Here is a 14,543-nt window from a genome sequence, read left to right on the forward strand (position 1 = left end):
CGACGGGGGGTGGACGATGACGCAACGGATCAGGGACCTGCTCGACGAGGCGGTGTCCGGGATCGAGCCGGGCACCCGTGACCCGGTCGGGGCGGTGGTGCGCCGGGGTCGATCGCGACGGCGACGGACGGTGCTGGCCGGCGCCCTCGCCGTCCTGGCCGTGCTGGGCGGCGGCGGCCTGGCGGCCCGGCAGCTGAGGCCGGATCCGCCACCCCGGCTGGCCGACACCGAGCGCGCGCTGCCACGGCCTCACGTGGTGGACGGCGTCGTGGTGGTGGGGGCGCTGCGGTTGCCCGTCCCGGCCGGCTGGCGGGCGGAGGCGGCCCGACCGGGCAAGCCGTGCCGCGATCCGGCCACCACGATCCTTTTTGTCCGGGCCGACGGCAAAGGCTGCACGACGGCGGCCATCCTGATCGCCGTCGGGCCCGATCGGGACTTCCCGCCGGCGTACGGGGTGGCCTTCGAGCAGTCCGACGGCGGGCAGATGCTGCTGTCGGCGCCCATCGCGTTCACGCTGCCCGGCGGGGAGCCGGCGTGGTTGTCCGAGCGGCTCGACAGCGACATGATGGCCCCTGGCCGGCCGGAAGGGTATGACTACGCGGAGCACGTCGTGCTGCCGTGGTCGCTGGTGGCGGTCACGCTCAAGATGGACGGCCCGGCGGCCGGCCGGATCATCAGCACGATGCGCTCGGAGCCGGTCGAGGGCGGCCGCCTGGCGCTGCCGTCGAACGTCACCACCGCGGAGCTGACGGCGCCGGACACGGCCGGGCAGATCTCCCGGGAGAGACACGGCGAGATCACCGATCGGAAGAAGGTCGCCGAAATCGTCCGGCTGTTGGGCCGGCAGAAGACCGTGGCCGACACCCAGGCCTGTGCCCGCCCTGATCAGGACGCTCTGCGGGTGGAGCTGCGCCCGCCCGCCCGCGTGGTGGAGCTGCCGGCCAAGGGTCCGTTGCCGCGGGCCACTTCTGGGATCACGGTGGTCATCTCGCTCGGCGACTCGTGCCAGGAGGCGGTGTCGTCGGCCGGTGGCCGGGTGCGCTTCGACGGCGACGCGGTGGCCGAGCTCGAGAAGCTGTTCGGGATCGACGGATGAGCGGGGACGCCACACCGGCCGGGTTCGCCGAGTTCGTGACCGCGCGCTACCCGGCGCTGGTGCGCTACGGCACCCTGCTGACCGGCGACCGCGGGCACGGCGAGGACCTCACGCAGGACGCGCTGGTCAAGACCTATCGGGGGTGGCGGCGGCTGCGGTTCTCGGACGACGGCGATCCGGAGGCGTACACCCGGCAGGTGATGGCCCGGGCCGCCTGGCGGGCGAGCAGGCGGTTGTGGCATCGCGAGATCCCGGCGGCCGCACCGCCCGACCGGGCCGCGGCCGGGGACCCGTACGAGAGCCGCGACACTGCCGAGGTGGTGCTCGCGGCCCTGCGGGAGCTGCCGGCCGGACAGCGGGTCGTGCTGGTGCTGCGGTTCTGGGCCGGGCTGACCGAGCAGGAGATCGCCACTCAGCTGGGCTGCTCGGCGGGCACGGTGAAGAGCCGGGCCAGCCGGGCGATCGGGACGCTGCGCCGCACGGCCGGGCTGACCGACGCGTTCACGCTGAGCGAGACGGGCTGAGCCAGGGGGCGATATCGGCCAGGTCCGTCGCGAGGTAGCGCACGAGTCCCTGTCCGTATCGGTGCTCAGTCACCACCGGCCGGCCGTCGAGACGTCGCACCGTCTCGGCGCCGGCCGGTTCGACGTCGTCGAGCCACCGGTGGCCCTCGCCGGGGAGGTGGCGGACGATCCGGACGCCGAGGAGGTCGTCGAGCGAGCCCGGGGTGACCCGGCAGTGCTCGTCGGTCAGGCCGCAGGCGAACGTGAGCACGAGGGTGCCGCCGCCTCGCACGTAGGAGCGCAGGGCGGCGTGCGTGGCGCTCGACATCAGATACAGCAGCGGCGCGGCCACGAGGCGGTAGCTGTCGAGCGGGGCATCGACCGGGAGCACGTCGACCGGTGAGCCCAGGGCATGATGCCAGCGGCGGCCGGTGGCCTCGTAGTCGATGTCGCGGGTGGGCAGGTGCGGGGACTGCCAGGCCCACATCGTCTGCTCGTCGTACAGCAGAGCTCGCGAGGCGGTCGGTCTTTCCGGCGTACGGCCTCGGAGCGCGGCGCCGACGTCGGCGATCTCGCGGAAGACCGGTGTGTCCGGCCCCTCGTGCGGCACGATCGCCGGGTGCCACTGCTCGGCGCCCCCGCGACTGGCCCGCCACTGGAAGTACATGACCCCGGACGCGCCACGGTCCAGATAGGTGCCGGCTGCGGCCCGGGCCTGACCCGGTGCGAGTGCCCGCGTCACGCCGTCGGGGCCGCGGACCGCTCCGGGCGCGTGCTCCATCAGGATCCACGGCTCTCCCCCGGCCCAGCCGCGGGCCAGATCGGCCGTGAACGCCCGCTCGGCCAGGTGGTCGCCGACCGAGGCCGGGTAGTCGTCGACGGCCACCACGTCGACCTCGCGCGCCCAGCGGGCATGGTCGACCGGCACCCATCCGCCGAGGGCGAAGTTGGTCGTCACCGGCCGGCCCGACGGTCGTACGATCTCGCGCTGGGCCACGAAGTGGCCGAGCATCGCGTCCGAGACGAAGCGGCGGTAGTCGAGCAGGTGGGCGGGATTGCCCAGATACTGGGTCGTGCGCGGCGGCTGGACCTGCTCGAACGAACCGTAGCGCTGGGACCAGAAATCGGTGCTCCAGGCGGCATTGAGCTCGGCCGGATCGCCGTACCGGCCGGCCAGCCACCGCCGGAACGCGAGCGCGCAGTGGTCGCAGAAACACGTCGTCCCGTACTCGTTGTGAATGTGCCACATGCGCAGCGCGGGATGGCCGGAGTAGCGCCGGGCCAGCTCCGTCGCGATGCGCTCGCTGAGCTCCCGGTAGGCGGGCGCGTTGACGCAGTAGGTGTCCCGCGACCCGGGGGTGAGCCGGACGCCGTCCGCCGTGACCGGCAGCCCGTCGGTGAACCACGGCGGCGGCGAGGCGGTCGGGGTGGCCAGGCAGGCCCCGATCCCGTTGTCCGCCAGCAGGTCGAGCACCTGGTCGAGCCAGCCGAAGTCGAACGTCTCGGGAGTCGGCTGCAGCCGCGACCACGAGAACACACCCACGGTCACCAGATTGACGTGGGCTCGGCGCATCAACTCCACGTCAGTGGCCCACACCGAAGCGGGCCACTGCTCCGGGTTCCAGTCGCCGCCGAACCAGATCATCCCTTGATGGCCCCGAGCAGGACGCCCTTGGCGAAGTGGCGCTGGACGAACGGATAGACCAGCAGGATCGGGATGAGGGTCAGGGTCACCACGGCCATCTGGATCGCCAGGGGTGCGATCTGTTGCGTACCGAAGTACTGGCCGGTCGTGTTCTGGCCCGTGCCCGGCATCGCGTTGCCCTGCAGGGTGTACGTGTAGATGACCATTTGCAGCGGCCACTTCTGGTTGTCGGGCAGGAAGAGCAGTGCGTTGAAGAACGTGTTCCAGTAGCCGACCGCGTAGAACAGCGCCACCACCGCGGTCACCGCGCGCGAGGTCGGCAGGACGATCGACCAGAGCGTCCGCCAGTCGCCCGCACCGTCGATGTGGGCCGCGTCGATGAGGTCCTGTGACGTGTTCGCGAAGAACGCCCGGACGACCAGGATGTTGAAGACGCTCACCGCGGTCGGCAGGATCAGCGACCAGTAGGCGTCGTAACCGCCGAGGGCCGACACCACCAGGAACGTCGGGATCAGGCCGCCGCTGAAGAACATGGTGACGACCAGGGTGAGCAGAATCGGCCGGTGGGCCCACGAGTTCTGGCGGGACAACCCGTAAGCGGCCAGGATCGTCACCACCATCGAGATGACCGTGCCGACGATCGTGATGCCCAGGCTCACCAGCAGCGAGTGCATCACCAGCTGATTGGTGAAGATCTGCCGGTACGCCTCGAAGGTGATCCCGCCCGGCACGAGCACCATGCCGCCGGCCTCGTTGACCGCCCCCTGGGTGGACAGGCTGGTCAGCACGACCATCCACAGGGGAACGGCGACGACGGCGACCACGACCGCCAGGATCAGGCCCTTGCCGGCCTGCCCGGCCGGGGTCGGCGGCTCCTCCCAGTTGGGGCGGGCGTTCACTTTCACCTTGGTCTTGGCTGTCGCAGTGGTCATCGCCGATACAGTCCGTCCTCGCCCATCAGGTGCGCGATCTTGTTGGCGGCCAGGATGAGCACGAGCGAGAAGACGCCCTTGAACAGCGAAGCGGCCGCGCCGAGGCTGAAGTTCGCGTTCACGACCCCGTAGTAGTAGGCGTACGTGTCGAGCACTTCCGCCGCTTCCCGCCCCACCGCGTCCCGCTGGATCAGCAGCTGCTCGAAGCCGACCGTGAGCACGTTGCCCAGCCGCAGCACGAGCATGAGCACGATGACGCCCCGGATGCCGGGCAGCGTGATGTGCCACATGCGCCGCCAGCGCCCGGCCCCGTCCGCCGCGGCCGCCTCGTAGAGCTGCTGGTCGATCGCGGCCAGCGCGGCCAGGAACACGATGATGCCCCAGCCCGCCTCCTTCCAGACGACCTGCGAGGTGATCAGGATCTTGAAGGTGTCCGGGTTGGTCATGATGTCCCAGGTGGCCAGGCCGTGGCCGCGCAGGAACTGGTTGAGCGCCCCGGCCCCGCCCAGCATCTGCTGGAAGATGGTCACCGCCAGCACCCACGAGAAGAAGTGCGGCAGGTAGACGACGGACTGCACGAACGTCCGGATCTTCGTGTTGAGGACCGAGTGCAGCAGCATCGCCAGGGCGATCGGGATCGGGAAATAGAACACGAGCTGGACGAGGCTGAGCACCAGCGTGTTCTCGAGCGAGTGCCAGAAGAGCGGGTCCGAGAAGAGCATGCGGAAGGTCTCGAGCCCGACCCACGGGCTGTGCAGGAAACCGGCGTAGATGCTGTAGTTCTGGAACGCCGTGGCCGTGCCGAACATGGGCACGTAGTTGAAGACGACCAGCAGCACCACGGCCGGGATCACCATCAGCAGCAGCGAGCGGTCCCGGCGGAATCTGTTCTTCCGTTGCGGCGGCGGCGACGCGTTCGCCTTCTCGGCCGGCGCCTCCTGCAACGCTGTCACTGGCCCGTGCCGTACTTGCTGCGGATGTCCTCGTAGAAGGCGCGCAACTGGTCACCGCCCTGGGCTTTCCAGGTCTTCAGGCCCTCCTGGAACGCCGAGACCGGCTTGCGCCCGTACCGGATGTCCTTGACCAGGTCGACCATGGGCTGGTTGATGCGGGCGTACTGCGCGGGCTCGGTGATGTTCATGCCGTAGAACGCCGGCTTGGCCGCGTACTTCACCATGTCGGCCTCCCACGCGGCGTAATCCTGGGCCACCTGGGTCTGCCCGGCGATGACGGTCGTCGGGGTGAGCGGGGTGACCAGGAACTGGTAGCTGGTGGCCACCTCCTTGCTGCCGCGCTCGGTGAGGACCGGGTTGCCGTCGACCATCGTGTAATCGGTGCCCGGCACCCCGAAGTTCACCGTCAGGTACTCGGCCGACCCGTACGGCGCGGCGAGGTAGTTGGCGATGGCCAGGCATTCCTTGATCTGGTCGCCGCTGAGCTTGGCGTTGAGGAAGCTGTACATGCCGGCGCTCGGGTTCATCCAGATCTCCGGCTTGCCGTCGGCCGACAGCAGTTTGAAGGCCTGCCGCTCGTACGTGGGGTTGGCCGCCTTGCCGCTCTTGGCGTCGTCGCCCTTCCATGCGCCCGGGCCGTCGCTGGTGATGGCGGTCTTCCCACTCCAGAAGCGCTGCTTGGCCTCCTGCTTCTTGTCGGTCAGCGCGTCCGGGTGCACATAGCCGGCCTTGGCCTGGGTCTGGAACCAGTTGAGGGCCTCGATGATGCCGGGCGTCTCGTACCGGTTGATGATCTTGCCGTCGGCGTCGATGACCCACCGGTTGGGGTCGACCGGGAACTTGTAGACCTGGCCCAGGCCGTCGAAGATGTCGTCGAACGCCCAGTGCCCGGCCTGCGCGTCGGTCAGCTGCTTGCCCAGCGCGGCCAGGTCGTCCGGGGTCTTGATCTCGTCAGGGTTGATGCCCTGCTTGGCCAGCAGGTCCTGGCGGTGGAAGAGCGTGCCGGCGATCGTCGCCCCGCTGTAGTAGACCGGCAGGCCGAACAACTTGCCGTTCCAGATGCAGCATTGCCAGGCGCTGGTGGGAATGGCGGCCAGGTTCGGGTACGCCTTGATGGCGTCCCCGGAGAGATAGGGGCCCAGGTCGGCGAACTTGTTGACCGCGTCGGCGAACCCGAGGTTGCCCATGTTCCAGCTCGGGATCTGGATCCAGTCGGGCAGCTTGTCCCCGGCGAACAGCGTGGGCAGGATCTTGTCGTAGTTGTTGCCATCGGCCGGTTGCAGCTTCAGGGTCGCGCCGAGCGCCTGGTTGACAGCCGCGTAGTACGCGTTGCCGCTCGCCGACGGGATGGCGCCCCAGAGCGGGGTGATGGTGGTGTAGGCGCCGCCCTTGCCCGGCACGCCGGTCGAGGTGGTGACGGGGTTGTCCGGGTACTTGAGGAACGTCGGGCTGCTGAAGAAGCCGTTCGCCCCGGTGGCGCTGGGTATGTCGGCCTTCACCAACTCGTTCGGCGTGTAGGCCGGCAGCAGCTTGGACAGCTGATCCTGCGTGGTCGTGCCGGGGCCGCTGGACGTCTTGGCGTCACCGCAGGCCGCGAGCAACCCGGACGCCGCGCCCAGACCGGTCAGTGCGAGCAGTTGTCTTCTATCGAGCTTCATCGTTGACTCTCCCATCTTTAGTTGGGACGGTAAACGAACTAAGTACGGCCCGGCAAGGGTTGACGGGGATCGGTGCCGTAGGCTGGGCGAGGCAATGGTCGTGGGGCGGGGGTCGTCGGTGCTCACCAGGGAGAACGGGCCACAACCGGCCGATTTCGCCGACGTCCGGGCGACCAATCTGGCCGTCGTGCTGCGCCACCTGCGCACCCACGCGCCGTGCTCGCGAGCCGACATCGCGGCCACCACCGGCCTCAACAAGGCCACCGTCTCGAGCCTGGTCACCGACCTGATCGACCGCCGCCTGGTGCGCGAGGTCGGCATGACCGAAAATCGCATCGGCCGCCCCGCGGTCATGCTCGTGCTCGACGGCTCCCCCTACGCGGCGGTCGGCCTCGAGATCAACACCGACTACCTGACCGCGGTCGCCCTCGACCTGGCCGGCGAGCGGCTGCTGTCGTGGCGGCGCGCCTTCACCGGCACGCCCGGTCAGCCCGGTCAGGCGATCGCGTCGCTGGCCGCGCTGGCCCGGCGGACGGTGTCCAAACTGGAGCGCGAGCGGCGCCGGGTCCTGGGGCTGACGGTGGCCGTGCCGGGCCTGGTCGACGCGGATGGGATCGTCGAGCTGGCCGCGGGCCTGGGCTGGCAACGGGTCGACGTGCGCAAGTCGCTGCTGGCCGCGCTGGGCGAGCCCGGCTATCCCCTGCTGGTCGAGAACGACGCCAACCTGGCGGTACTGGCCGAGCAACGGCTGGGCGACCAGAGCGGGACGGGCGATCTGGTCTACGTGACCGGCGGCGCCAGCATCGGCGCCGGCATCATCAGCGACTTCCGCCTGGTGCGCGGCGCCCGCGGCTTCGCCGGCGAGTTCGGCCACCTGCCGCTCGACCCGGCCGGCCCGGTGTGCGGGTGCGGGCGGCGGGGCTGCCTGGAGACGTACGCGGGCCTGGGCGCGGTGATCCGGCGTGCCCTGCCCGACGTGGGCATCGAGACGGCCCTGTCGCCCTCCGAGTTCGGCCCCCACGTCGACGAGATCCAGCGGCTGGCCAAGGCCGGCGACCCGCAGGTGCTCGAGGCGCTCTCCGAGACGGGCCGCCACCTGGGCCACGGCCTGGCCATCCTGGCCAACCTCGTCAACCCGGCCTGCGTGGCGCTGGGCGGCTACTTCACCGCCCTGGCGCCGTGGCTGATCCCCTCCGCCACCGAGGAGCTGGCGTCCCGCTCAGCCGCCGCCGACAGCGGCGGCACGCGCATCGTCGCCTCCGCCCTCGACTCGAGCGCCGCCGCGGCCGGCGGCGCCACCCGGGTCCTGGACGCCATCGACTCGGGCAGCCTCCCGACCCCGCATCGGTAGATCGCGCCGATGCCGCCTGGCGGCCTGAGGCGGTGGCTGACCGGCGGCGCGGGAGGCCGACTTCTCGCCGTAGCCGGGCGCGTATCGCTCGGAGGTTGACCGTTGCCGCCGCGTGGGCCGCCGGCCTCGCCGTAATCTGACGTCGTGTTCGCTCGTGAGATGGGTTCCGGCACCCCGGTCGTGCTGCTCCACGGTTTCGGTCTCGATCATCGGAGCCTGCTGCCGCTCGATCCGGTCTTCGAGCGGTCGGGCGGCTGGCAGCGGATCTATCTCGATCTGCCCGGCGCGACCGGGTCGCCGGCCGGGGCGATCCGCAGCTCACAGCAGGTGGCCGACGCGGTGGTCGATGAGATCCGGGCGCGCGTCGACGAGCAGCCGTTCGCCGTTCTGGGCGGCTCGTTCGGCGGGATGATCGCTCGCTATGTCGCCCATGAGCTTCGGCCGCAGGTGCTCGGGCTCGCCACCGTGGCCGGCGTCTTCGTCGCCCCGCGTGGCGAACGAGCCGTCCCGCCCCGGACCGTCCTGAGCCGGGAGCCCGGGATCGTGCCGCTCCTCGGCGCGGCGCTCGGCCAGTACCGGGAGGACGCCGTGGTGGAGTCGACCGACGACGCCCACGCGTTCCTTCGGCACATCCGGCCGGGCCTCGACGGCGCCGACCAAAGGGCCCTGGACCGCATCTCGGAGAGCTACTCGCTCGACCACGAGCCCGAGGACACGCACCCCGAGCCTTTCCTGCCGCCGACGCTGCACATCACCGGGCGGCAGGACGACGTCGTCGGCTACTCGGACGCCTGGAGCCGGATCGACCACTACCCCCGGGCGTCGTTCGCCGTGCTCGACGCGGCCGGTCACAACATCCTCTTCGAGCAGGGCGACCTCTGCTCGGCCCTGATCGCCGAGTGGCTGCGGCGAATCCGGCGGGACGCGACCGCGCATCGATAGCGATCTCTTGACTGCCTCCGGCGGCTCGGGTAGACAGATCGTCAAATCACCGAAACACGGACGACATGCTCGCCTGCCCGTGTCGAAGCGCTTCGATCCGGCCCGCTGCGGCTGCCCGAGCGGCAGACCGCGGCGGTGATCGTGGGTAGCCGGAGAAGCGCCGAGACGAGCCGCCTCCCGCCCCACGGATGTGACCCGATGACCGACACCCCCCTGTTCCGCCGGGCCGGCACGCCCCTCGCGGAGCGCGTCGAGGACCTGCTGGACCGCCTCACGCTGCCCGAGAAGATCGCCATGCTGCACCAGCACCAGCCGGCCATCGACCGGCTCGGCATCGCGAGCTTCACCACCGGCACGGAGGGGCTGCACGGGGTCGCCTGGCTGGGTGAGGCGACCGTCTTCCCGCAGCCGGTCGGGCTCGCCACCAGCTGGAACCTCGACCTCGTCCGCCGGGTCGGCGCGGCCACCGGCGACGAGGTGCGGGGCCTGCACAGCCAAGGCAAGTGCGGGCTCAACGTCTGGGCGCCCGTCGTGAACCCGCTGCGCGACCCGCGGTGGGGGCGCAACGAGGAGGGCTACGCCGAGGATCCCCTGCTGACCGGGCTCATGGGCGACGCGTACGCCCGGGGGCTGGCCGGCGACCACCCGCGGGTGCTGCGCACGGCGCCGACCCTGAAGCACTTCCTCGGCTACAACAACGAGACCGACCGCTGCCTCACCTCGAGCAACCTCAGCCCGCGGGTGCTGCGCGAATACGAGTTGCCCGCCTACCGCACGGCCATCGAGCGCGGGTCGGCGGTCGCCGTGATGGCCGCCTACAACCTCGTCAACGGGCGGCCGGCGCACGTGTCGCCGTACCTCGAGGACGAGCTGCGGACCTGGACCGGTGACGAGGTCTTCGTGGTGTCGGACGCCTATGCCCCCACCAATCTGGCCGACCCGATGCAGCAGGCCTGGTTCCCCGACCACGCCGAGAGTCACGCGGCCGCGCTGCGGGCGGGCATCGACAGTTTCACCGACGCGGACAAGCGCAGCGAGGTGACCGTCGAGCGGATCACCGAGGCGATGCGCCGGGAGCTGATCAAAGAGGAGGACATCGACCGGGCGGTGCGGCGCGCTCTCACCGTCCGGGTGCGGCTGGGCGAGTTCGACCCGGCGGGCCAGGACCCGTACGGGGAAATCGGCGCCGACGTGGTGAACTCGGCCGAACACCGCGAGCTGGCCCGGGAGGCCGCCCGGGAATCGATCACGCTGCTCAAGTCGGAGTGCTGCCTGCTGCCCCTCGACCCGGCCCGGCACCGCACGGTGGCGGTCATCGGCACGCACGCCGACCGCGTGTTCACCGACTGGTACAGCGGATCGCTCGCCTACGCCGTCACCGCCCGCGCCGGCCTGGCCGAGGTGTTCGGGGCCGAGCGGGTGCTGCGGGCCGAGGGTGTCGACCGGATCGCGGTACGGCTGGGCGGTCTCTACCTCGCCGCCGACGCCGACGGGATCCGGCTGACCGTCGAGCCGGCCGCCTTCGACGTCTTCGACTGGGGCAACGGGGTCGTGACCCTGCGCTCGACCGCCAACGGCAAGTTCCTGCGCGCCGCCGGCGGCCGGATCGCCGCCGACAGCGACGGCCCGTCCGAGTGGGAGGTGCACGAGATGTGGAAGCTCGAGCGCCGGCCCGACGGCTCGGCCGGTCTGCGCACCCATCCCGGCCGGGAGGCGATCACCGCGCAACTCGGCCTGGGTCCCCGTGCGGCCCGGTTCACTGTGGACACCCTGGTCGACGGGGCCGCCGACGCCGCCGACCTGGCCGCCACGGCCGACGCGGTGGTCGTCGTGATCGGCAACCATCCGCTGGTCAACGGCCGGGAGACCGAGGACCGGGCCGACCTCCAGCTGCCGCCGGCTCAGGAGCGTCTGCTGCGCGAGGTGCACGCGGCCAACCGGGAGACCGCGCTGGTGCTGGTGTCGAGCTACCCGTACGCGATCGGGTGGGCCGACGCGCACCTGCCGGCCGTCCTCTGGATGTCGCACGGCGGCCAGGAGCTCGGTCACGCGCTGGCCGACGTGCTCACCGGGCGGGCCGATCCGGGAGGGCGGCTGACCCAGACCTGGTATCGCAGCGCGTGCGAGCTGCCCGACATCCTCGACTACGACATCATCACCAACGACGCGACCTACCAGTACTACCGGGGGACGCCGCTCTACCCGTTCGGGCACGGCCTGTCGTACGCGTCCTTCGACTACTCGAACCTCGACCTCTCGCAACCCTCGGCGACGACCGGGGACGAGGTCACGATCACGGTCTGGGTGACCAACATCGGCCGGCGCGAGGGCACCGAGGTGGTGCAGCTCTACACCCATCAGCAGGTGTCCCGGGTGAAGCAGCCGTTGCGGCGCCTGCGGGCCTTCGACAAAGTGCGCCTCTCCCCCGGCGAGTCGCGTCTGGTCAGCTTCACGCTCCCGGTCGACGAGCTGAGCTTCTGGGACGTCACCTCCAACCGGTTCGTCGTCGAGTCGGCCCGCCACAAGATCCTGGTCGGGCGGTCGGCCAGCGACATCCGGCTCACCGGCACGCTGGCCGTGCGGGGCACCCGGATCGGGGCTCAGCGGGTGCTCGACCGCACGATCCGGGCCGGCGACCACGACGAATACAGCGGGATCACGCTGGTCGCCACGGCCGACCCGGTGCGCGGTGAGGCGGTGCGGGCCACCGAGGACGGCGCCTGGTGCTGCTTCAACGGCGCGGACATGTCCGGCGTCCGCGAAGTGGCCGTCGACGGCGACGGCCCGCCGCTGGTCCTGCGGCTCGACGACCCGTACGCCGGCGTCGAGTTCGCGACCGTGACCCCGGGCTCGTCGGCCGCCGCGGCCGAGACGGACGGCGTCCACGACCTCTATCTGGCGCTCGACGCGGGCAGCCGGGTCAGCGCCATCACGTTCCGATCGTGAGAATGGGTCCATGTCGGATCACCGGGTGACCATGGAGGAGATCGCGCGCGCCGCCGGAGTGTCGGTACCGACGGTGTCGCGGGTGCTGAACGGGAAGACCAACGTGTCGCCGCGCAAGCGCGAGCTGATCCAGGATCTGTTGCGGCAGCATTCCTATCGACCGCGAACGACCCGGAAGCGCCCGTCCGCCGGCCTGATCCACGTGGTCTTCTGCGAGATCGACTGCGCGTGGGAACTCGAGCACCTGCGCGGGATGGAGCCGGTGGCCCGCGACGCCGGCGTGGGGCTCGTGGTCACGGCGGCGGCCCGCATCGTTCCGGGTCCGACCGACGGCGTCGTCCTCGCCGCCACCAGTGGGAGCCGGCGGCTGACCGACGAGCTCGACCGGCTCGGGGTGCCGGTGGTGGCCCTCGACCCGGCGGCGCGGGAGCTCACCACGCCGACGGTGGGCGCGGCCAACTGGTCGGGCGCACGGGCCGCCACCACCCACCTGATCGAGCTCGGCCACCGGCGCATCGCGATGATCAACGGTTCGGCCGAGCTGATGGCCAGTTGTCTGCGCCGCGACGGATTCCGCTCGCTGGCCGGGGACTCGGCCCCGATCGCCGACGGCGAGTTCACGTACGCCTTCGGGCTGTCGGCCGGGTTGGAGCTGCTCGGCCGGGCCGATCGGCCGACCGGGGTCTTCGCCGCCAGTGACAATCTCGCGATGGGGGTCTACGAGGCGGCGCGCCGGCTCGGCCTGCGGATCCCGGACGATGTCAGCGTGGTCGGCTTCGACGACGTGCCCGCCGCCCGTTGGGCCTCTCCCCCGCTGACCACGGTGCGGCAGCCGCTGCGGGACATGGGCCGGCTCGCGGCGCACACGGTTCTGCGGCTGGCCCGGGGCGACGAGCTCGAGTCGGAAAGCATGGAACTGCGGACGCGCCTGATCGTCCGGGCCAGCACGACCGGGATCAGCTGACGCTCCCTCGGTGTCGCGACCGTGGTGGCCGAACGGTTGATTTTCCGCCGGCCTCCGCAGGTCGCGGGGGCGGCTGCCGACCAGAGACCCCGTGCCTGCTGTTGACTTCCACGACCTCGCCCCGACGATCCACCGCCAGCGGCTGGTGGTCGAGGGCTATCCGAGCTTCGTCATCACCGACGAGCACATCAAGGAGTACCTGAGCAAGCTGTCCGTGGTCACCGACATGATCACGCTGATCGAGCCGGTCACCCACCGCAGCGACCTCTACGGCTGGGCCGGCTGGATCCACTGGGAGACCTCCGGCGCCCACTTCTATTCGTGGGAGCGCCCGGTCCAGTTCTTCAGCGTCGACGTCTACACCTGCAAGGCCTTCGACCCGGACGCGGTGGTCGCCTTCACCGAGGAGTACTTCCGCACCACGACCATCGTCGCCAAGCCGTGCTGACCGCCGCCCGCTACGACCTGGCCCCCGACCAGGTCACCGCGGCGGTGACCGCGTTCCTGGCCGGGGCGGGCCGCCGCCCCGGCCGGTTCGTCGTCGCCGTCGTCGGCGCCGGGCATCCGCTGGCCGACGTGGCCCGCACGGTCGAGTGCGCCGTCTTCGACGAAGCCTTCGGCAACACCCCGGAGGTGATGGCCGCCGAATACGGCCCGTACGAGGCCCGCAGCCTCTTCCATCTGGTGATCGACCGCCGGACCGCGCGCCCGGCCGGCGCGGGCCGGGTCATCACCGGTCCGGCCGACCAGCTGAAGACGGTGGTCGACGCCCCGGCCCACATCGGCCGCACCACCGACGAGATCCTGGACGCGCACGGTCTGCGCGGCGAGACCGTCTGGGACAACGCCACGGTCGCCGTGCTCCCCGCCTATCGCGGCGCGCTGACCGTCAGTTCCCTGCTCTACCGTACGTTCGCCGTGGCCTGCCTCCGAGCCGGCGTGGACCACGTCGTGACCCTGCTCGACGCGCGCGCCGACCGCAACATGAACCTGATCGGCGTACGCCAGGAGCCGTTGGCCGGTTCGGCGCCGTTCCCCTATCTGGGCTCGGCCGACACCCGGGCCCTGCACAGCCGCGCCACCACCTACCTGCCGGACATCCGCCGTCAGGCCCTGGCCCTGCTGCGCCCCGGCTCCCACCACGCGGGCACCATCCGGGCCCGAGGCCTACGCGGGCTCCTGATCCGCGCGGCCGCCGCCCGGGTCGCCTACCGCATCGGCACCGGCCGCGGCCTCGACAACAACATCATCTGGACCTGACGCCGGACCTTTGCCGGCGCTGAAAAAGATCGTCTACTCTCCGGCCGTGGCACACGTACTCGCACGGCTGAACGGCTTCGGGGTATCGCTCGTCCCGAACTGGCCCTACTCGTTCGAACGGGAAGGAGACGGCTCGAGCGTCGTACGCGTCACCCGCTGGACCCCCTCGGGACCGGCGCGGGTGACGATCGATCCGGCCGATCGGGTTGCGGGCGACGATGTGGTCGACGTGTCGTCCTCACCGCTCAGTCCCTCGTCACCGCGGCGGCGACGACTCGCACAGCCGCGGAGGC

The 14,543-nt window shown here is 71.1% G+C and carries 12 protein-coding genes; 8 read left to right on the top strand and 4 right to left on the bottom strand.

The features are described 5' to 3' along the window. The first annotated feature begins 16 nt into the window (after window positions 1–16). The gene (locus NAG42_RS15630) at window positions 17–1,096 is read left to right on the top strand and encodes a hypothetical protein (protein WP_250031005.1); all 1,080 of its coding nucleotides are present in this window, start codon (window positions 17–19) and stop codon (window positions 1,094–1,096) included. Continuing rightward, window positions 1,093–1,620 carry a SigE family RNA polymerase sigma factor gene (locus tag NAG42_RS15635; protein ID WP_250031006.1) on the top strand — a complete coding sequence of 176 codons (528 nt, stop codon included), beginning with the start codon at window positions 1,093–1,095 and terminating at the stop codon, window positions 1,618–1,620. The genes NAG42_RS15630 and NAG42_RS15635 overlap by 4 nt, the downstream gene beginning before the upstream one ends. Here the strand turns inward: NAG42_RS15635 and NAG42_RS15640 are convergent. From NAG42_RS15640 to NAG42_RS15655, 4 genes are read right to left on the bottom strand one after another with little or no spacing between them, the layout of a single operon-like run. Beyond that, window positions 1,598–3,244 carry a beta-galactosidase gene (locus NAG42_RS15640; protein ID WP_250031007.1) on the bottom strand — a complete coding sequence of 549 codons (1,647 nt, stop codon included), beginning with the start codon at window positions 3,242–3,244 and terminating at the stop codon, window positions 1,598–1,600. The two genes, NAG42_RS15635 and NAG42_RS15640, sit on opposite strands and share 23 nt — an antisense overlap. Continuing rightward, the gene (locus tag NAG42_RS15645; protein ID WP_250031008.1) at window positions 3,241–4,176 is read right to left on the bottom strand and encodes a carbohydrate ABC transporter permease; all 936 of its coding nucleotides are present in this window, start codon (window positions 4,174–4,176) and stop codon (window positions 3,241–3,243) included. Before NAG42_RS15645 ends, NAG42_RS15640 begins: the two co-directional genes overlap by 4 nt. Beyond that, window positions 4,173–5,129, bottom strand: a complete 957-nt coding sequence (locus tag NAG42_RS15650; RefSeq protein WP_250031009.1) for an ABC transporter permease — start codon at window positions 5,127–5,129, stop codon at window positions 4,173–4,175. The genes NAG42_RS15645 and NAG42_RS15650 overlap by 4 nt, the downstream gene beginning before the upstream one ends. Further along, on the bottom strand, window positions 5,126–6,787 hold the full coding sequence (locus NAG42_RS15655) for a type 2 periplasmic-binding domain-containing protein (RefSeq protein WP_250031010.1): 1,662 nt from the start codon (window positions 6,785–6,787) through the stop codon (window positions 5,126–5,128). Before NAG42_RS15655 ends, NAG42_RS15650 begins: the two co-directional genes overlap by 4 nt. A gap of 94 nt (window positions 6,788–6,881) precedes the next feature. Between NAG42_RS15655 and NAG42_RS15660 the strand changes: the two genes are divergently transcribed. From NAG42_RS15660 to NAG42_RS15685, 6 genes are all read left to right on the top strand, one after another. Continuing rightward, window positions 6,882–8,138, top strand: coding sequence for an ROK family transcriptional regulator (locus tag NAG42_RS15660; RefSeq protein ID WP_250031011.1), 1,257 nt, complete (start codon window positions 6,882–6,884; stop codon window positions 8,136–8,138). A 144-nt stretch (window positions 8,139–8,282) separates the two neighbouring features. Further along, window positions 8,283–9,080, top strand: coding sequence for an alpha/beta fold hydrolase (locus NAG42_RS15665; protein WP_250031012.1), 798 nt, complete (start codon window positions 8,283–8,285; stop codon window positions 9,078–9,080). Between the two features lie 198 nt (window positions 9,081–9,278). After that, the gene (locus NAG42_RS15670; protein WP_250031013.1) at window positions 9,279–12,026 is read left to right on the top strand and encodes a glycoside hydrolase family 3 protein; all 2,748 of its coding nucleotides are present in this window, start codon (window positions 9,279–9,281) and stop codon (window positions 12,024–12,026) included. Between the two features lie 10 nt (window positions 12,027–12,036). Further along, window positions 12,037–12,990 carry a LacI family DNA-binding transcriptional regulator gene (locus tag NAG42_RS15675; RefSeq protein WP_250031014.1) on the top strand — a complete coding sequence of 318 codons (954 nt, stop codon included), beginning with the start codon at window positions 12,037–12,039 and terminating at the stop codon, window positions 12,988–12,990. Window positions 12,991–13,081: 91 nt separating this feature from the next. After that, entirely contained in the window at window positions 13,082–13,438 is a 357-nt protein-coding gene (locus tag NAG42_RS15680) for an S-adenosylmethionine decarboxylase (RefSeq protein WP_250031015.1), read from the top strand. After that, window positions 13,432–14,250, top strand: coding sequence for a hypothetical protein (locus NAG42_RS15685; protein WP_250031016.1), 819 nt, complete (start codon window positions 13,432–13,434; stop codon window positions 14,248–14,250). The genes NAG42_RS15680 and NAG42_RS15685 overlap by 7 nt, the downstream gene beginning before the upstream one ends. Window positions 14,251–14,543 lie beyond the last annotated feature (293 nt).

The organism is Paractinoplanes maris, from assembly GCF_023544465.1.
GTDB classification, from domain to species: Bacteria; Actinomycetota; Actinomycetes; order Mycobacteriales; family Micromonosporaceae; genus Actinoplanes; species Actinoplanes maris.